The following is a 19,654-nucleotide window of genomic DNA, read 5'->3' on the forward strand; positions in this document are numbered from 1 at the left end:
ACTCCCTGGAGGTGGTAACCTCTACTTTACCACCAGTTTCAATTCCAAAATGGTACGATTAAAGCCGTATTTAGCCCTCCCCTCCTCGTAGGCTATTTTTAGTTTCAATTCCAAAATGGTACGATTAAAGCCGTCGTCGGTCCCGTCAGAAAAAGCCGCGGGTATCCCGTTTCAATTCCAAAATGGTACGATTAAAGCTTGTTTAGGGTCTGCCATTATTGTAGGTTAAATTGGTTTCAATTCCAAAATGGTACGATTAAAGCGGTGCTGGCTAACTTGTTAAAGGACAAAGTAAGACGTTTCAATTCCAAAATGGTACGATTAAAGCTATGTCGGGCTCCAGCCTCCGCACCCGCAAGTTAATGGTTTCAATTCCAAAATGGTACGATTAAAGCGAGCAAGTCACGACATGGCAAAGGGAGGTACTTACCAGTTTCAATTCCAAAATGGTACGATTAAAGCGCGGGTAAAGTGTTTACTATAGCCGAGACAAAAACAGTTTCAATTCCAAAATGGTACGATTAAAGCTTGAGTTCAAGACTTTTATTCCTCATAACGTCGGAAGTTTCAATTCCAAAATGGTACGATTAAAGCCTCATCATCTGCGGAGTAGGTGGTGAGTTCAAAAATGTTTCAATTCCAAAATGGTACGATTAAAGCTGGCACCGGAAAGTATTTATTTAGGCTCCGTAAAGTGTTTCAATTCCAAAATGGTACGATTAAAGCTTAGACGCAAACGGCAAACGGGTAGAGGACGACCAGTTTCAATTCCAAAATGGTACGATTAAAGCTTTATCGACCAGGCCTACGCGCTCATCCTCCTCCCGGGTTTCAATTCCAAAATGGTACGATTAAAGCCAACAAATTACAACGAAAGCACCAGCGGGTTATTTCGTTTCAATTCCAAAATGGTACGATTAAAGCCAAAAGGCCGATATTTATTTAATCGGTCGGGATAACGGTTTCAATTCCAAAATGGTACGATTAAAGCTAGTAGGCGGGCAGCTACAGGCTAACCCCGTATCCGGGTTTCAATTCCAAAATGGTACGATTAAAGCGAATTTTTGTTTTATATTGAATTTGTTCAGCTCATTCGTTTCAATTCCAAAATGGTACGATTAAAGCTTAATGGACCTTTGGAGCCAGATTTACCTCCTGGACCGGTTTCAATTCCAAAATGGTACGATTAAAGCGATACGAGAACGAATACTCCCATTTTTATTTTTTTGTTTCAATTCCAAAATGGTACGATTAAAGCCCGTTGAGAAGCCTGACAAATATAACTGATTTTCAAAGTTTTACAAAATTAGGGGGCGTTATTTTTTGACAAAAAAGGCGTCGATGGCCATTAGTATAAATTGGGGCAGAGACCGACGATGTGATAATTTCCTCATTTACAGGATTTTGAAATTATACCTGGGGGGAGTCAATCCTTTTCCGTTCCTTTTTCTTTGTTACCGACGACCTCCCTAAAGGAAAATGTCTGCATTATTTCGCTCCATGCCAATGACCTGTTTGTCTAACCAGCGGCTGTTTCTGCTGCTGAAAATAATAAGGCTGTCGTGGGTTTCGTCCATGATTTGCCTGGCTTCGAAAATTAGTGCCTTGAGTTTGATCTCAGATATTTCCCCCTCAAAGACTGAATTCTGTATCCAGTTGAGGTATTGCCGGCAGAGTTTTAGCATTTTGACTACCCGCTTTTCTCCTATATCGTAAACGAGGATTACATACATGTTTTGTATTTTACCAGTAAATTTTAAAAGCTTGATATTGATCCTCCATCCTCAAAATGTATTTAGCCAGTTTGTAACATTCCAGCCTGACGAGCCTTTTATAACTGACCTTCCGGTTCAGACTGCGATGTTTGATCGTTTCTTTGAGTCGTTCCTCAAATGCCTGAATGAAAATTTTTTTACCATTTTCTTTTAAAAAGCAGGCGTTGAATTTTTGTTCAAAATGAGAGGCATTCAATTCCCTTTTGTTGAGTAACCTAAAAATGGTCCTGTCTACCAAAAGCGGTTTGAAAACCTCAGCAAGATCGAGGGCCAGAGAAAACCGCCGGGCACCGGGTTCATGTAAGAAACTGATGGTAGGATTTAACTGGGTATGATAAATTTGGTCCAGGCACAAGGTGTAACACATCATATTGCCAAACGAAATCAGGGCATTGATTTCATTTTCCGGGGGCTGTTTACTCCGTCCGTTCATCTCAAACAGCGTGATGATCTCATTAAAGGCATCATAATAAACCTGGCGGCAATTGCCTTCCAGGCCCATCAATTCATTGACCGATCCTATCTGGATCATTTCCCTGCGGTACCCTTCAATGGTTTGAATATGACTTTGAACTTCCTTGCCCCGGTTGAGGTAGTATTTCAGGTTTTTTAGCATATTAAAAGTGGCTCCCGCAAGGATCTGTTGAGCGATATAAAGGCGATTGTTAGCCTTCAGGTAAGCCCTGGTTTGTTCTACCTGCATTTTTCCGGCAAGCAGGTATTCTTTGGGTTGAAAAGAGCCGGTGTAGTGCTCGTAATAATCAAAAAAATGAACGGAAATTTGCCTTCTGCCCAGGAAATTGTACAGGGCACTGTTGGTGTCAACGCTTCCAAAAATGAAAAGGGATTCGATATTTTCAACAGGCAGATATTTTGCCTGGGCTTCTTTTCCCCATTCATCTACCCCTACGAACTTAAGGGTATTGTCTTTGCGGCTCATCCGGCCGGGATTAAACAGGTAGTATGTTTTTTTCATTTAACTTAGGTTTCTTCCACAAAACAAAATTCATAATAGGCACATTTTGAACAGATACCTTTTTTTACCAGAGGCGGGCAGTCGGGTTGATGGACAATTCGGCTTACTTCAGATTCCCATTGTGGAATAATTTTCCGATCGGCATCGGTTAGCATAACTTCTTCCGTCGACCTCATTTTAGGATACTCCAACAGCCCACGTTCCACTTCAATCCCATTGCGTTCCAATACAAAAAGGTAATATTTGAGCTGAGCAATATGAACCTCCTCCTTTTTGGGTGATTTTTTAACTTCCCGCACCACCCGTCGTTGTGCATCATAATGGTCGATTTTGATGCCTTCTATGGCAATCTCCTGCCACTTCGCCGCCCGCTGCGGATAGCTGTGTTCATGGATCATTCTGCCTTCCGCCACCAGGTCAGAATGATGTTCCATATTCAGACCATTGGCAAAAAGCCACAATTTGCGGGGACAAAGGTGGAGGTAGGATATTTGTGTACCGGTGGTGTGCATGGATGCTTAAAATTTTATATTTTTGTAAAAACAAATTGAATGATTACGGATATTAATCAACTTGACCTTTCGAAACGATATACCTATTCAGATTACCTGACCTGGCAGTTTAGCGAAATGGTTGAATTGATCCGTGGCAAGGTATTTAAGAGGTCTCCAGCCCCCAGCCGATTGCATCAGGAAATATCAAGTCGATTGCTTAAATTTATTTTCCCCCTTTTGGGTGAAAACAAATGCCGCATTTTTCATGCTCCTTTTGATGTTCGGTTACCCTTGCCTCCGACCAAACAAAATCAGCATCAGATAGATACGGTGGTACAACCGGATATATGTGTTATTTGCGATGATTCAAAACTGGATGACCAGGGCTGTAATGGCGCTCCGGATTGGATCATCGAAATTTTGTCCCCCGCTACTTCAAAAAAAGACCTCACCGAGAAATATGACATCTATGAGCATTCCGGCGTCAAAGAATACTGGGTGGTGCATCCTTACGAAGAAACTATCACCCCTTTTCGCCTCGATGCCGAAGGCAAATATCAGCTCCTCCGAAAAACGCCCTTCACCAAAGGAGAAACCATACCGTTGGGCGTCTTTCCGGGTTTGGTGGTGGATTTGGGGGTGATTTTTGGCGGGTGAACCCAAGTGTTTTAAATTTTCTGGATTTCCTGTAATAAAGCTGGTCGTCTGTTGTACAATTGTCTTAACTCATTTACGAGTTGATCCACCTTTTGTGATGCGCCCATTTTTTTGACCTTTTTCAGGTATCGGGCAGCAACTTTGTAATATTGCCTTCCGGTATTGTCTTCGAGGAATTTTTTTATCCGGTCGAGGTAGAGTTCAATGAGTTTTTCTTTGTCGTGAGCTATTAATACAGCTGCATATTCATCGAGGATGTAAAAATTACTGCCATAACCTGCTATGATTTCAAAAAGTTTATCATACATTTTTTCTTCCTTTAAAATCTTCACTAAAGCGTCATGATAAAAACCACTCCTTTTGATTTCAAAGGTTTCAATAATTTCATCCCTTCTGTTTTTCCATTTTTCTTTGGGGGAATATTTTTTGTATAAAAGAAAATTATTGAGGTTGAAAGGGTGATTCAACAGATTGAGTTTTGCCTGACGGCAAATTCCGTCTATGTCATTTTCTTTCAGGGCAATTTCCAATAATATCGCTTCCCAGGCGCTTACCGTTCCCGGATGTTTTTCTTTAGTTGCAATTTTTATGCCTTCCTCAATCAAATCTTTTGCCCTCGAAAAATCTTTTTCCGCAATACATTGATAAACCAGTATTTTTCGAATTTTACTAAACTTCAGATTGTCCAGTATTAATTCCTCTGCGGCCTTTTCCATGCCAAGGGTTTGTAGTGCAGCCAAACCATTCACGATCATTAATTCCTTTTGATAGTTATACGTCGAGTCCGGTTCTAAATCCTTAATAGAATCTGCCATTTTTCTAGAAAATATTTCATACTCTTCCGCAGATGAAATGGTCTTAGCCAACAGGTTCCAGATTTCACCCCCCGCATCAAAATCGTAAATGTGTTTATCATCCAGCGCTGTCAGCAAGTGTTCAAACAATTTCAATTTTCTATTATCGTCCACGGCACCGGCTTCCAACAGCCCGTGAATGGTATTTAATGCCATAGCGATGGTATTCGACAAATAACCATAAGAATCATCTGAGTTATGCAAAAAACCATTGACCTGCACCACAATTTCCACACAGAGATTCAATAACTCATCTGTTTTTCCTGCAGCCGACAGCGTTTGAATCATCCGCTCAAAATGCTGGGAGGTTTCGGACAGGGCATGCCATTTCAGCATACCGTATCTTTTGTCTGTTTGGCTTCTCAAATATATGGCCACTATTTTCCGGTAGTTATTAGGTTTATCCTGCTTTGTCCCGGAAAGAAATAACCTGATTTTCATTTCGAGGTCGGAATCCTGATCTACCAAAGTCTGAACCAGCTTTACGAGTTCTTCCTTTTTTGCTTGGCGGATGAGGTTGTTGACAAGCTCCGATTTGGATGATTTTTTTGGCATGGACATCGGTTTAAATCTCAGCAATGAATCATACCTACTTTTGAAGGTAATGTTCAATGATTGATCAGGATTTTTTATTAAAGCTATTTTATTTGATCTTCAAAATCAAATGCCATCATCAACTCAACTAAATGTTGCTCAGCTTTTGTTATAGCATCAGCCGAACCAACTGTTCCTTGCACATGACCTGAGCACGAAGGTGTGACAAATATTTTGGCTTTGGCTGTTTCATCTATTCTTGGAATGGCGGCTGGTCTATCGACGTCTTCACGTAATTCTCCCCGAATGGCATAGGCAATTTGATTGGCGTTATCGCTGATGGCAATCGCTAGGGTTTCCATTAAACTGAAAGTACGAGCTTGATTACTCGTAATTCGCCAGTTGACCAATGCATGAGCTAAGGCAGGAATAATTTCTATACGTTTTTCTTTGGGTAAAATCAAACAATTGCCAAAAACATTTTTTCCTTCGACCCAGCCAGATTCTTTAAGTTTTGTTTCAATTTCTGGAAATAATTCAGGTTCCAAACGATTGGTTGATACACTGAATAAAGTCCTTAAATCAATGGCAACATCATATACGAATAAGCCTGTAGCACGAGTCTGACCACTTGGATTGTAGTATTTTGGACCTAAACTTCTGTTATTAGAGACTAACCACTCATTAAGTTCATCCTGGGGGATTTCAACGCGATTATTTTTGTCATCCAATTGGTAAACTTTTACCGTATGATTTTCAGGTTTTGAAGATCGATCAAAAACAACAGCTTCTGCATCCTTTTCATTTTCCAGCCCTCCAAGTAATGGGTGTAGAGGTCGCATTGCTGAAATAGACATTGGACTTCTTCTTTTCACAGTCATGCTGTCTTTTTCTGCTTTCATGTAACCGCCTAACAATTGATCAGGAAAAGTAGGGTCACAAGGAGAATGTGGCTCTAGCATTTTGGCTTTTTTATCTTTATCAATTTCCCAATTGAAGGTAATTGCTGCGAAAGGTACATTTAGCTCGTCTGATAAGGCTTCAATTATTGAACGTTTAACTTGTTGCCCACTTGAATAAGCCATTTGACGACCGAATTGGGGATCTCGATATGATTTTTGTCCATTTTGTACACCAAAAACAGTATGTTCAGCATGGCGTAAAGCTCTTAAATAAATATATGGTTTCATGTTTTAAATTTATAAAGATGATTAAATTGATTTTTTGAATTGGTACTCAAAGCGGATAAGGGTAACGAAAAGCGGAAAAAGGTCTGGCGGTAATTCGATAACAGTATCTTTTACCTTTTTGAAGATTTCCGCGCCTTCTTTATACTTTTCCATCAAATCCGTTAATTTTTCAATAAACTCTTTGAGCGATTTTGAAGATTTTACATCTTCACTTAATCGGTTTTGAGTGGATTTTCCACGTCCTGCCTCGGAATGTTGAGATTGTCCCTCAAAGTCAATTAAGGCTTGTGCTACTTGTTCCGCCAAGGCATTTAGTTCTTTTTTGTTATTTAACATGGCTGTTATCCAAATTTTATAGATTTTAAAATTGATTACTTCATTTTCATATTTACTTTTTGCCTTTTGCATTCGGGCTTCAAATACTTCAGGAGCTTCATTTTTCTTTTGGCCGAGATGGATATCTGAGAATTTATAATCATTTCCTTTAGCATACTTTGTTGTACCTATCGGCATAAATTCTCGTAAGCCACTTGGTTCTAGGGCTTTTAATCCAATCGTTCCTAATTTGCATGCATTTTTAAAAGTGAAAAAAGTAGAATACATCTGTTCAAAATCTTTATCATGGTTCCCATCAGAAGAAAGTGTATATAATTGTTCTTTTAAGTGGATTAAATTGCTCACCTTGGGTAATAGAACATTGATGAATCCCAGTGTTGTATTCGTTTGAGAAAGATTGTAAGCGTAAATAGTAATAATTCGGTTTGGAAATTGTCTTGAAAAAGCAAAGATTACTTTTATCCAATCAATGGTAGGAATAGCCAGCCTTCCTATGACTTTTTCAGGTTGAGGGTCGAATCCCGCCAAAGGATTATTTGCGTCGAAGTTTTTTCCAAATGCGTGATGTACCCAATGACCGTTCCATGTCTCAATTTGTTTATCTTTTAAATTTGGGGTTTGGCTTAGATATTTCCTATAAAAGATCCAACCTCCAAAAAGCGACCAAAGTATTTCTTCTTCGCCAATTTGAATTGCCAATCCACCATTAACTCCAATAGCTAAAGCCTGTCCAATCCAAGAAGCATACATTTCTTCTCCATCAATTTCAAAAGACATAGAGGTAACCTGTCCTGATGAAGTGGCCTCAACTGTTTCTGCGCCATAGCCTACGAAAATAGCACCACTTGGTATGCCTTCTGCTATTTTGGATCGCAGATTAAAGAGTTGCGCTTTTGCCTTTGATCCATGTTCTTCGATGACACTTTTAGTAGGCTTTTGAAAAAAAGGTGAATTGCCTACGTGCATCAAATGTTCCTCATCATCAAAAAATAAGGGAAATAAAACCTCGTCAAAAAATTGCCGGGCTGTGTAATCATCGGGCAAATTATTTCGTTGTCGATAAATCGTTAAAAACTTGTTGCCAATATAACTTGTGTACATATCATAGAAAATTTGAAGGTTCAACTAATTCTAGGCCATATTTTAGATGTTCAATTTTCGATTGAGGAATAACAAAAGGATATGCTCCATGCTCTAATTGTTCGTATTGGTTTTTATATCTTGAAATCGTTTTGAAATTTATGGGAATTTCCATAGGAACCCGTTCATTCCAGCGAGCCATCAGGTATTTTTCTCTGTCGCATGCTAAAATACATGTTGCACTTTCGATCTCAAGCGCATCTACAATGACTGAGTTTGGCTTGTTACAGAGTTCTTTTATTCGATATTTTCCATCATGGTAAATCAAATGCACATCAATTTCTTTGGTATCTAAAGAAGGATAAACCATATCAATTTTGGCTTGTAAACTCCGTTCTTTTAACACTTCACCATTTGGCAATTGGTCAAAACTTGCCTTTAAAGTCTCGATTTTATAAGGTAAGGCTGAACCATTCAATTGGATAACGTGAACAGGTTTATATTTGCCAATACTGTCATTGGTTCGTTTTCTATTTACACGACCAAATCTCTGTATTAAAGCATCCAAAGGGGCCACCTGAGTAATCATTCTATCAAAACTAATATCAAGGCTCACCTCAACAACCTGTGTCGAAACCACTAAACAAGGCATTAAACCATTGCTATATTTTTCAGAACCATCACCATTAAATTCAGCTTTTAGGCGATTTTCTAAAGCCACTCTGTCTCCACGTCTAAATCGACTATGAATCAGCATGGCAGGAACATTTGGGAATAATTCCGTTAACCGTTTAAATTCTGATTGTGCTTTTTTGACCGTATTGAAAATGACTAAAACCTTTTCTTTTTGCTGAAAAGCAGTTTTCAAAATGGCTTCAATTTCTGACTCATCTTCCATCTTGTGTACCACGTGGCGATCAAATTCATCTAAAGTTTCATTTCCTAATTTGACTTCATAGACTTCGCCATGTTCTTTTAATAATTTGAAAACTTCATTATACAAAAGAGAAGGCATGGTAGCCGTACCAATATGAATCCGACAATCCAAGCGTAAAAGTGTCCGCACAATTTCCAGAACCATTGACCGACCAACATCAGAATAGGTATGAATTTCATCTAAAATAACATCTGTGCCTTTTAAGTCGAGCATCACACTTTCGTAACCTGCCGTTCCGAAAATTATAGCGGCCAATTGATGTGGAGTTAGAACTTTGATCGCTGCTCCTCCAAAATGTTGTAAACTTTCCGCCTCCTTATTGCCTTTTACCAAAAGTGCAGAGGTAGAATGTAAGACTCTTACTTTGGCTTCAATATTAGAATTTTCATTTTTAATATCTTCTTTAATACGTTCATACATCGCATTAATAGATGCTTGAAAAGGTAATGTGTAGAAAACACGCCCTTTGCATCGCTTCAATAAAAAGTCTGTTTTTCCTGCTCCTGTTGGTGCTACGACAATCGTATGCTGTCTATTATCTTCTGTATTAATTTGAGAAAGTGGATACAATTTGCTTCCTCGATTAGGGTTGTTATAAAAACTTAAATCAGGGATGGCGAAAAGATCTTTTAAATTGGCTTGGGTATCATTGATAAAAGCAGAAGCAAAATGGTCTGCTGACATTAACAAACCCCGTAAAGGCGACCATCCCCACTTTTTGTTTTCGCAATACTCCAAAACATATTCCAAGGTTTCCTCTGCTTCTTTTTGGGGAATGGGTCTTATTTCAAATCCAAATGTTTTTAATATTTCTAAGCCGTACACACTCCAATCATCCCAATCCTTTAAATGATTTCTTTTCCAAAACCTTTCATTTTCTTCTAAATCCAAAATGCCTTTTAACCGCTTATCATTTTCGATTGATTTGTGGTGGCCTACCACCATATCTATAATAACATTCCATTCACTTTTTGGAAATAGAGGCAAAAAACCCATTGATGACAATTCATGACGATGGGTATAATTCCATTCGTCTTTTTCCATTAAAGATTGAAAGGATAAATTTTCGCTGATTTTATGTTGAAAATGCACATGAGCTTTTCCTAAATCGTGTAATGCTGCCGCTTTAATAGCCAAGTTTATATCAAAATCAAATTGATATTTTTCGGCGAAGATTTCAACGGCCCAGGCGACATGCTGCGTATGTTCTAATAGTGTGGTGCCGCCCCTGTCTACGCTTTTTGCCAATATTTCGTTTAATGATTTCATGGATATCAGGTTAAGCTTTGACGAATTGGATTTCCAAATATTTTTAATTGTCCATACATTTCTTTCACATCATCAAAGCGATTGTGCCCTACTTTAAACATGGCGTTCTTATCACCCTCAAAAAGCAATTCAAAACCATCAATTTCATCAAATTCAATATCGGATAATTTTAATATTTCAATTGGGTGCATCACATCTTCATTCCTGCAAAGGCAAATATGTTGCTCCATTGCCTCTTTTGCATCTTGTTCATTTTCAAATGCTAAATACAAGTTAGGCTCCAACATAACCCCTCGATCAATAATCGCAAGATTTGTTTTCCATTTGCCTTTGTCCCGTTTAGCTGAAAATCCTCCTTTCGACCAGGTCCTTTCCTGTTGTACATCAATTTCTAAATAATTCAATCGATGTCGTTTTATTTTTTGAATGCCATTGACCTTCAATAATTCAGGGAAAATCTTTTTTTCCATACCTTCCACAATCGACGGGGTTAAAAACTGCTGCGAAAAAGTTTCGCTATCTCTTACTGCAGTCCAGGGTTTGATAAAACCAAAATGACCAATATATTTTACCACATAATACATGACTACTATTTTTTAATTATCAAAGCTGGGGTTGATTCATTTTATTCAAATTACTCTATCTCAATCTCAATCAATCTCAGTCAATCTCAGTCAATCTCAATCTCCTCACCATCCCCATCCCCGCAGCGCTATTCTGCCCTCCGAATCCGGCGAAATACCCCATTTCGATCATCTCAACGGGGGCTGTAATTTCAAAATCATAAAGATAGCCGCGTTTGTTGCTGCCTTTGATATGGAGCATTTTCGATCGGGGGCGTGATAGCAGCCGGAATGAGTGGGAAAAAACAAGATTTTCCAAGGGGCCTGTGCTGTAATTCAGGGCACTTATTTTGCGTTGCAGGTTCTGAAAAAAAATGGCTTCATAGCCTTCATCTTCAGGAGAAAGGAACTGCCCGTTTTTATCGCCTTCCACATTTTGACTGATGAAAACGGGAGTCATCGTTTTGAACCGCATAGTGTTGGTGAATGCAGGATTTTGTAGGATTTCAATGGCTGACACCTCAAAATCAACCTGGTGGTTTAGATCGCCGAGGGAAAATTTCTGGTTTTGAAATAGTCCGGTGATCAGGTGTTTTAGGGTTTCATCCACAAAAAAGGATAATTCGAGCACAGTGGGTGGTTTTGAAAGAATAAATAACTGTCTTTTGGGGTCAATATCAAACCATTGGGGTTGGAGCGAGCTAAATGTAAAAAGTTTGTATTTCTTGCCGCCGAAACCGAATCCATTCTCATGGAGCCAGTTGGCAAATTCCTGATCTGCATTACCCAGCGTTTTATAAATCCAGGCAGAGATCAGGTAATTATAGTTGATCGGCAATGCCTGATTGGGTTTATGTTGAAGGATTAATTTTAGTCTCATTTTAATTATTTTTTTGATGATACAAAGATATTCACAGGGGGTCGAACCTATTTCATTACCCCTATGAATGGATGAAAAAAATTAAAATTTCATATTATTGACTTCATTTTTGAGGTGGATAATCAGCTGTTCCGGATAGACGACTTCCACCAATTGGTGGTAAAATCCCAGGATAAAATTGGTCAGGCCTAAAAAATTGTGATTCACATTGCATTGAAAATCGTAGATGTCCTCCTCATTGGCCTCTGTGATATAGGATTTGGTTAAAGGGAATCGCTCTTCCAATTCATTTTTGGCACCGATTTTTAATTTTAGGTGAACCAAAACCTGTTCATTATCCACAATGCGAAAAGGATCCGTCCGCATGATGTTGTGATGCCCTTCAAATTGCCAGTCTGTATCGGTAAGCTGCACTCTTTTTATTCGGGAAAAGCGAAAGTGACGTAAAATCTTTTTATCCACATCAAATGCCTGTAGGGTATCTTCCGGAGGGCTAACATGAAAAGGCTCCACGAACCTATCTGAAATGATATTGCTGTTGGATGAACTGTAATCCCTCAGGATGACTACTTTTTTTTCCTTTTGCCCCTGGAGCAGTAAATCGAGTTTGGTGAGGTGTGGTTTTCTCAGATAGGCATATCCAAGCCTTTGATAGTCATAGAGGGAGGCGAGTTTCTTTTTTAAATTTGCTGCTCTTTCTGTATGCTGAGCAATTTGGTCGATCGCCAGATGTAATAAAGCCTGGTCTTCTTTAGAAAAATGCAATAGGTCTTTGAGTTGTTTTAAAGGTTTGTCAATGACAAAGCCATACCGGTGCCGTTCATCTGTTCTAAGACTGAATCCCGCATTTTTAAGATCTCTAAAACCGTTGCGGATGGTATCCGGATTTACACCAAACTGATCGGCCAGTTGTTTTATGGTATAGCGGTATGGCTGTTCCAAAATGGCTCTTTGAATAAGTAATATTCTGGTTTTTGAACCATGTTCGTGTTCTTTTTTCATTACATACAAGGTATTAAGCATGATCGGAAGACCATGCTGCCAATTGAGGATAATAGTGACATTGAATTTTGGAAAGTATAGTATTTGAAGATCCTTTGAAGAGTTCGGGGTAGTCCAAGGATTCCGGACATTGGATTGAATGTTCCAAAGCAAGGTTTCGATATTTTAAGGGGGATTTGCATCTTTTATTTTTTGGTTGGTCACAATATAAACATTTTTATTTTTTGGGAGGAAAATTGTTAGGAAAATTGAAAATCTTGTTTCTCTTTGCATTTTGTTATTTACTAACTAAGGAACGATGAAAAAACAAATTGACATTCTTAATCTTGTAAATCGCTGGAAATCAGTACTTTTAAACCAGCCTTCCTGCGGAGCTGGCAGGTTTATAATTTATTATTTTACATTTTACATTTTACATTTTCCTAAGGATTACCTCCATGATCAAGAAAGCAAAAATCGTCATTTACAGCCTTTGGATTCTGTTAATAATTGGTGCTTTGCTGACTTTTGCCCTGAGGCCTGAAGTCGCCAGCCCGGAATACATCGTCCGCTTGATCAGCCGGTTCAGCAATGAAATGTTGCTGGCATATATTGTGGTCACCATCGGGCGAGGGTTCTTCCTCATTCCAAGTACTCCTTTTGTCATCGGCGGGGCCATCCTGTTTCCTGACAATCTGTTCCTCGTGTTGGTGATTTCCATGATCGGCGTTTTGTTTTCCGCTACCGCCCTGTATTATTTTTCCGATCTGCTGGGATTCAGTAAATACCTGGAGAAAAAATATCCCAAAGGAGTGGAGCGATGGAAGGAGCGTTTGCAACACCCCAGAGCCGCTTTGTTTGTTCTTGGCTGGGCATTTTTTCCCTTTGTGCCTACCGATCTGATCTGTTATGTGGCGGGGATCGTAAAGATGCCTTACCGGTTTATGTTTATCGGGGTATTTTTGGGAGAATTAACGCTTAATGTTTTTTATGTTTATTTCGGAGGGGGCATTTTTGAAGCAATTTTTTGATCATTTTACCGCTTTACTTCGCGGTCTCCCCGCAATTTGTTATTTTGACATTCCATTTTGACATCCAACTCATTTATGCCCTATAAATTATATGTCATGAATAATAAAATAAATTGCCTGCATGTTGTTTTAGCGACAGTTTTTATTCTTATTTCTTCTTGTGAGCCGGCTCATATAGAAGAAGAAACTGGAACAAAGAATCCATTTAGATTTGAAGAAAAAGACATCGCTTATCTGCAAGAGGGCTATAATACCGGGACTTTTACCATACAGGAAGTTGTCAGGGCCTACCTGGACCGGATTGAAGCCGTTGACGATAACGGCCCAAGCCTGAATGCCATCATTGAAGTGAATCCCGATGCTATGGAAATTGCCAAAGCACTGGATGAAGAAAGAGCGGCCGGTAATATGCGGGGACCTTTACACGGAATACCGATTGTACTCAAGGATAATATCGATACTCACGACAGAATGGCTACCACGGCGGGATCCAGGGCCTTGATGGATTCACATCCGTTGCAGGACAGTTACCTGGCCATGAAATTGAGGGCCGCCGGGGCCATTATTATTGGCAAGGCCAATTTGAGCGAATGGGCTAATTTTCGGGGAGAATTGTCTTCCAGCGGCTGGAGCGGAGTGGGTGGACAGACCAAAAATCCATATATTCTAGACAGGAATCCCTGCGGGTCCAGCTCAGGTTCCGCGGTGGCAGTTTCTGCCAACCTGACCTTGCTGGCCATCGGAACAGAAACCAATGGTTCCATCGTTTGTCCATCCAATAACAACGGCATTGTAGGCATCAAACCTACTGTAGGCCTGGTGAGCCGGTCCGGCGTAATTCCGATTTCCTTCACCCAGGATACGCCTGGTCCGATGGCACGAACCGTGAAAGATGCGGCTATTTGCCTCGGTGCTCTCGTCGGTATTGATTCAATGGATGAAAAAACATGGGCCAGTGAAGGGAAATTTTATGGCGATTATACCCAATTCCTCAAAGAAGACGGCTTGAAAGGAAAACGCCTGGGGTTGTATAAAGCTCCATTAGGCAGTAACTATAAGGTAGATACTCTTTTTTATCAGGCGGTGGCTTATTTAAAAAGCCAGGGGGCCGAAATCATTGAGGTAGAAAATATAGGCACGCCTGGTGTCGGGGGATCCTCTTTTGAAATAATGTTGTTTGAATACAAGGACGGATTGAATAAATATTTTCAATCATTAGGACCCGAGGCTCCTGTAAAAAATTTGGAAGATCTCATCGCATTTAACAAGAAGGATGAAATTGAAATGCGGTATTACAATCAGCAATACCTTGAAATGGCACAGGCAAAAGGGGATCTGAACGCTCCTGAATACAAGGAGGCATTGGCTAATTTGACGAAAGGCAGCCAGGAAGAGGGCATTGATAAGGTGATGGATGAGTTTAAGCTGGATGCCATTATTGCTCCGACGGGTAGCCCGGCCTGGAAAACGGACCTGATCAATGGGGATAGTTTCCAGTTGGGAAGTTCTTCCCCTGCCGCCCGCGCCGGGTATCCCAATATTACCGTACCGATGGGTTTTATCGATGATTTGCCGGTGGGCATTTCCTTTTTCGGGAGGGCCTGGAGCGAACCGGCTTTGATTGAGATCGCTTATGCTTATGAATCGGGAACTAAATTCCGTAAGGCGCCTCAATTTTTGAAAGGAGAATAGATTGGCAGGGAACGGGCAACAATTTGGATGGCAATGGAGTCATTCATCTGGATGGAATTGCCGGATTTACCCAACTATCTTTCCAAATAATAATATTGTATTTTACTCTTAGGGAAATGTAAAATTTAGAATGATAAATTAAAAATGTAAAAGTGTTGATTTTCAGTGATTTACATGATTAAAATTGTCAATTTATTTTTGAACTGTTCCTTAACCTGGTTTGATCTTTTTATTCTATAGATTTAAAAACAATAACATGAAAAAATTCTACCTGATCTCCTTTATATTGTTCATTACTTTTTCCTTTGGACTCAAGGCACAATCCAATCTCTTCATCGATTACAGTTATACGCCAGAAGAAATGGTCCAGGACTTTTTTGACAATCCTAATGTCATAACTTCCAATGTGGTTTATTCCGGTGTCCCGGGGGCCATAGCCTTTTTTGATGCAGAAGGCACAAACCTCGGGTTGGGTGCAGGGATTTTGTTCACAACGGGGCTCGCTTCCTCAGTTGCCGACAGTGCGATGGCTTTTGCCACAACTTATAATAATACTTCAGGCGATTATGACCTCAACCTGCTCATGGCTGATATTCCGAATTTTGATGCAGCCATTATCGAATTTGATTTTACGGTGACCAATTCGGATACCCTTCGGTTTAACTATGTATTCGGATCCGAAGAATATCCAGAATTTACCTGCACCAATTTTAATGACGGTTTTGGTTTTTTGGTTTCCGGGCCTGGGATCAACGGTACTTTTTCCAATAATTCCTATAATATCTGTACCGTTCCGAATTCAATGGAAACGGTGGCAATAAATACCCTTAATGATAATCCGGCCTGCGGAGATCCGGATTTTGAACAGTACTACATCAATAATGAATCAGGAACGGATATCGTTTTTGACGGAATGACTATTCCTTTGCCGGCTTCTTTTTATGCGGTAGGAGGGGAGACTTACCACGCCAAACTTTTGATCGGCGATGGAGCAGACGCCACTTTCGATTCAGGGGTGTTTTTGTCTTTCAATTCACTGGGAGCCGATAGTTTGCTCATTCCTCCGACTCAATTTAACGTTTCCCTGGAGGGCGGCGCTGTGGAATTTACCAACTACTCCAAATACGCAAGGGAATGGTTCTGGGATTTCGGCAACGGCATGACTTCAACGGAAAGAAATCCTGAGCCAATGACCTATGATGAACCGGGGACTTACACCGTTTCGCTGACCACAAGGAACTTTTGTTGTTCGGAGACTTACAGTACCACCGTCGATTTTACCACCGGTGTTTTTCAGCCGGAGGCATCCGACGCATTGCAGGTATTTCCTAATCCGGTAAAAGACAAGGTATCGTTAATAAACAAGGCCTCCGAAACGGTAAAGGGCATTTGGTTACTCAATTCCATGGGACAGAAGTGGTCAGTGGATTTTACCAATTCGGATGGGAACATGGATGTCAACCTACCATCAGATCTTCCTGCAGGGGTTTATTTTATTCAAATTCATTCCGATACAGGAAAGATTTTTGCCTCCCGTTTTGTCAAGGAATAAGAAAAAAAATCGCAAAAAAGGATCGGATAAAAAACGCAAAAAAACATTCCGACGGCCTGTTACTTTTTCTGACGAGTGCATTATATAATTGAAACAGTCTTGAACTGGCGAGTTTTACTTTCGAATTACAATAGACGTAATGAGCGATCGTTGAACGTTTGATTATGAAGCATTGTAATGGGTAAAACGGCTGGTTTTATACAACACCCGGGTGTTTATTTTGCGCAAAAAACCGTACTTTTGATGCTTTCCAACTTAGAGTGGAGTCAAACCAATTTTAGTAAAAAGGAATCAATGGAGGTTTCGAAAAAGACTGTTTCTGCTGACGCTATGCGGGCAGAGTGGCTTGAAATTCAGGCGGCTCAGCAAAACCCTGCGCAGTTCAGGCCCTTGTATGAGCGGTATTATGATCCTATTTTCAGGTTCGTCTTCCGTCGTACAGCAGATGAGTCGTTAAGTGCTGACCTCTGTTCTCAGGTTTTTTTGAAAGCCATCCAGCGATTGGATCGCTACACTTTTAAGGGGGTTCCGTTTTCCGCCTGGTTGTACCGAATCGCCAGTAATGAAGTAGCTCAGCATTTTAGAGGAAATCAGCAACAAAGGGTAGTCAGCATAAACGATAGCCATGTAGAGGAACTGGCTAATGAGTTGGGGGCCATTGATGATGGGCGACAGCTTGAAAATATGGTCAGGTTATTGGATGATCTAAATCCCGATGACCTGGAAATTATCGAAATGCGTTTTTTTGAAGATAAACCCTTCAGGGAAATTGCCGATATTCTCCAGATCACCGAGGCCAATGCCAAGATGAAAACATACAGGATATTGGGTAGGCTGAAGAAAAAGCTGGAGTAGTCAGAAAATGGGGAATGGTTTTGGTGGTTGGGATGTTTTTTTGATGCTCCGGATATTACATAGTGATCAGATGAATTTTATTTAAAAAGTTTTACGGCAGAGGGTTGATGTTTTACGGATTTCTTTCTATTACATTCGTAATCAAAGGTTAATCATTCGTAATTACTTTAAAAGCTTATGAGGAACAATTACCATTTTAAAATTAATCAAAAACCTTTGACCGAAGCCGAAATCTCCCGGCACATGGATTTTGATGCACTTTTGGAGCAACTGGAGCAGCCTCCTGTCGTTTCCAAAAAAACGGGCCTCAAAGTACTTCGTTTGATCTATTGGAGTAGCGCAGCCGCAGCAGCCATTGCCTTACTTTTCGTATTTAAAGGAATTTTTACAACACCCCATGTGATCAACGAAAGCGTTTTTTTTGCTCAACATCCTTTTGTTGATGAACCTTTAGCCTCAGCGATTCCTTCTTTTTCCCATTTTACGGTTAATCCCAACCAGGGGGGCGTTTTTGAGTACGAAAGCGGTTCACGCCTGATCGTTCCTTCCGCTGCCTTTATGAATGACAGGGGGACCTTGGTAGAAGGAAACGTAAATTTGTATTATCGTGAATATACGGATTACGTAGATTTTTTCATTTCCGGGATTCCGATGACTTATGATTCAGCGGGAGCCGTTTATAACCTGGAGACCAGTGGGGTTGTGGAAATTTTTGCTGAAAAAGACGGTAAAAGGGTGGATCTGGCTGCCGGAAAATCCATCAAAGTGGAAATGGCCGGACAGATATTTATGCATGCAGGTGATAAGGCCCCTGGTTATAATGTGTATCAATTGGATACCGCACAAAAAAGCTGGGTGTTTCGGGATATTGATATGATGCAATTCGTGGAAGAAACGCTGGAGTATAATGATCCCTTGTATGCCAGGAAAAAAGTGCTCAAAGATGAATTAAACGAAATTGCCTATAAAGAAAGTGATGCCCTGATCGCTATAGAGAACAACCAGTCTCTTCCAACACCGCCCTTAAAACCACAGGAAAAAGACAAAAACAGGATCACCCTGGAACTGGATTTCCTTAAAGATAAATTACCAGAAGGAAATGATTTCCTTTATGAAGGAACCATCTGGCAATTGTCGGTCAATAACCCGGAGATAGACCAGCGGGCTTTTCAGGTAGTATGGGAAGATGCCAAAGTTAAAAAACTTCAGGGAAATGACTTTGAGTTAGAACTCATTGCTGAGGGCAATCGCCTGAAATTGATCGTGAATCCCGTTTTGACCACCAAAGATTACGAACTAGCCATGGAGCGGTATCAAGAGGAGCTCCTCGTTTATCAAAACCTGATGTCTGAACGCGAAAAAGCTTTGCAGAGAGATAAGGTGGCTCTTCATGATAGTTTTGAGGAACAACGGCGGCTGGCCCGCCAACGGTTTAATGAAACCTTGAAAGAGGCAGGGATCGATCCCGAAGAAAAAAAGGGAGTGGTAGCTCAAAAGGTGATTAATCATTTCCAGGCTGATGGTCTGGGGATATGGATATGCGCACGGCCAGTCATCCCGGAAAAAATTAAAGTTAAGGCCCGGTTCGTAGATCAGAACGGTAAAGAGCTCGAACCTTGTGTGGCTTTCATAGCGGATAAAAGTCGAAATTCATTGACGAAGTTTCTGGCACAGCCTGGCGCCAATGTCTCTTTTGATGCCAATACTGAAAATATTTTGTGGATGGTTTTACCGGACGGCAGGATTGCCGTTTTCAGACCGGAGCAATTTAAAAATATAGATAAATCCAGGAGCAAGTATACTTTCGTGATGGAAGTGGTGGATCGTGAGGTGCTCATGGAATTTGATGTAAGAGAAGTGCTGAGGTTTTAGCCCCGCCCGCCCACCCTAAATTGTACCTCCGCAAACAATCTTGTGAATTTATTTTCCATGATATATTAATTTTAGTCGGCATTGATTAGTTTTGTTGCGTTCATTCGACATTTGCTGAATACCCAC

Annotated in this window: 16 protein-coding genes and 1 CRISPR repeat array; of the genes, 6 read left to right on the forward strand and 10 right to left on the reverse strand. The window is 40.3% G+C overall.

The window, feature by feature from the left end:
- Positions 1 to 35 precede the first annotated feature (35 nt).
- Positions 36 to 1,258: a CRISPR direct-repeat array (repeat unit 30 nt; unit sequence GTTTCAATTCCAAAATGGTACGATTAAAGC).
- A gap of 211 nt (positions 1,259 to 1,469) precedes the next feature.
- The 3 genes from cas2 to cas4 are packed head-to-tail and all read right to left on the reverse strand — an operon-like array spanning position 1,470 to position 3,263.
- Entirely contained in the window at positions 1,470 to 1,733 is a 264-nt protein-coding gene (cas2, locus tag H6571_00005; GenBank protein MCB9322098.1) for a CRISPR-associated endonuclease Cas2, read from the reverse strand.
- Positions 1,734 to 1,743: 10 nt separating this feature from the next.
- Positions 1,744 to 2,751, reverse strand: a complete 1,008-nt coding sequence (gene cas1b / locus H6571_00010) for a type I-B CRISPR-associated endonuclease Cas1 (GenBank protein MCB9322099.1) — start codon at positions 2,749 to 2,751, stop codon at positions 1,744 to 1,746.
- Between the two features lie 5 nt (positions 2,752 to 2,756).
- On the reverse strand, positions 2,757 to 3,263 hold the full coding sequence (gene cas4 / locus H6571_00015) for a CRISPR-associated protein Cas4 (GenBank protein ID MCB9322100.1): 507 nt from the start codon (positions 3,261 to 3,263) through the stop codon (positions 2,757 to 2,759).
- Positions 3,264 to 3,302: 39 nt separating this feature from the next.
- Between cas4 and H6571_00020 the strand changes: the two genes are divergently transcribed.
- Positions 3,303 to 3,902, forward strand: coding sequence for a Uma2 family endonuclease (locus H6571_00020; protein MCB9322101.1), 600 nt, complete (start codon positions 3,303 to 3,305; stop codon positions 3,900 to 3,902).
- An 11-nt stretch (positions 3,903 to 3,913) separates the two neighbouring features.
- Here H6571_00020 and H6571_00025 read toward each other — a convergent pair whose 3' ends face one another.
- The 7 genes from H6571_00025 to H6571_00055 form a co-directional block, all read right to left on the reverse strand.
- Complete coding sequence (locus H6571_00025) at positions 3,914 to 5,311, reverse strand: hypothetical protein (GenBank protein ID MCB9322102.1); 1,398 nt, start codon at positions 5,309 to 5,311, stop codon at positions 3,914 to 3,916.
- Positions 5,312 to 5,394: 83 nt separating this feature from the next.
- Complete coding sequence (locus tag H6571_00030) at positions 5,395 to 6,480, reverse strand: CRISPR-associated protein Cas7 (GenBank protein ID MCB9322103.1); 1,086 nt, start codon at positions 6,478 to 6,480, stop codon at positions 5,395 to 5,397.
- Positions 6,481 to 6,501: 21 nt separating this feature from the next.
- Complete coding sequence (locus tag H6571_00035; GenBank protein MCB9322104.1) at positions 6,502 to 7,917, reverse strand: hypothetical protein; 1,416 nt, start codon at positions 7,915 to 7,917, stop codon at positions 6,502 to 6,504.
- A gap of 1 nt (position 7,918) precedes the next feature.
- Complete coding sequence (gene cas3 / locus H6571_00040) at positions 7,919 to 10,102, reverse strand: CRISPR-associated helicase Cas3' (protein MCB9322105.1); 2,184 nt, start codon at positions 10,100 to 10,102, stop codon at positions 7,919 to 7,921.
- A gap of 5 nt (positions 10,103 to 10,107) precedes the next feature.
- Positions 10,108 to 10,686, reverse strand: a complete 579-nt coding sequence (locus H6571_00045) for a hypothetical protein (protein MCB9322106.1) — start codon at positions 10,684 to 10,686, stop codon at positions 10,108 to 10,110.
- A gap of 76 nt (positions 10,687 to 10,762) precedes the next feature.
- Positions 10,763 to 11,545: a CRISPR-associated endoribonuclease Cas6 gene (gene cas6, locus H6571_00050; protein MCB9322107.1), complete on the reverse strand. Its 783-nt coding sequence runs from the start codon at positions 11,543 to 11,545 to the stop codon at positions 10,763 to 10,765.
- 81 nt (positions 11,546 to 11,626) lie between these two features.
- Positions 11,627 to 12,547, reverse strand: coding sequence for a WYL domain-containing protein (locus H6571_00055; GenBank protein MCB9322108.1), 921 nt, complete (start codon positions 12,545 to 12,547; stop codon positions 11,627 to 11,629).
- Positions 12,548 to 12,984: 437 nt separating this feature from the next.
- Here H6571_00055 and H6571_00060 point away from each other — a divergent pair, with 437 nt between their 5' ends.
- The 5 genes from H6571_00060 to H6571_00080 all read left to right on the forward strand — a co-directional run bounded on the left by H6571_00060 (position 12,985) and on the right by H6571_00080 (position 19,528).
- Positions 12,985 to 13,557, forward strand: a complete 573-nt coding sequence (locus H6571_00060; GenBank protein ID MCB9322109.1) for a VTT domain-containing protein — start codon at positions 12,985 to 12,987, stop codon at positions 13,555 to 13,557.
- Positions 13,558 to 13,653: 96 nt separating this feature from the next.
- Positions 13,654 to 15,249 carry an amidase gene (locus H6571_00065; GenBank protein MCB9322110.1) on the forward strand — a complete coding sequence of 532 codons (1,596 nt, stop codon included), beginning with the start codon at positions 13,654 to 13,656 and terminating at the stop codon, positions 15,247 to 15,249.
- A 256-nt stretch (positions 15,250 to 15,505) separates the two neighbouring features.
- Positions 15,506 to 16,801, forward strand: coding sequence for a choice-of-anchor L domain-containing protein (locus H6571_00070; protein ID MCB9322111.1), 1,296 nt, complete (start codon positions 15,506 to 15,508; stop codon positions 16,799 to 16,801).
- A 294-nt stretch (positions 16,802 to 17,095) separates the two neighbouring features.
- Positions 17,096 to 17,656 (forward strand): sigma-70 family RNA polymerase sigma factor, encoded by a 561-nt coding sequence (locus H6571_00075; protein ID MCB9322112.1) that lies wholly within the window; start codon positions 17,096 to 17,098, stop codon positions 17,654 to 17,656.
- A 243-nt stretch (positions 17,657 to 17,899) separates the two neighbouring features.
- Entirely contained in the window at positions 17,900 to 19,528 is a 1,629-nt protein-coding gene (locus H6571_00080) for a hypothetical protein (protein MCB9322113.1), read from the forward strand.
- Positions 19,529 to 19,654 lie beyond the last annotated feature (126 nt).

The sequence above is a fragment of the Lewinellaceae bacterium genome (assembly GCA_020636105.1).
Classification (GTDB): domain Bacteria; phylum Bacteroidota; class Bacteroidia; order Chitinophagales; family Saprospiraceae; genus BCD1.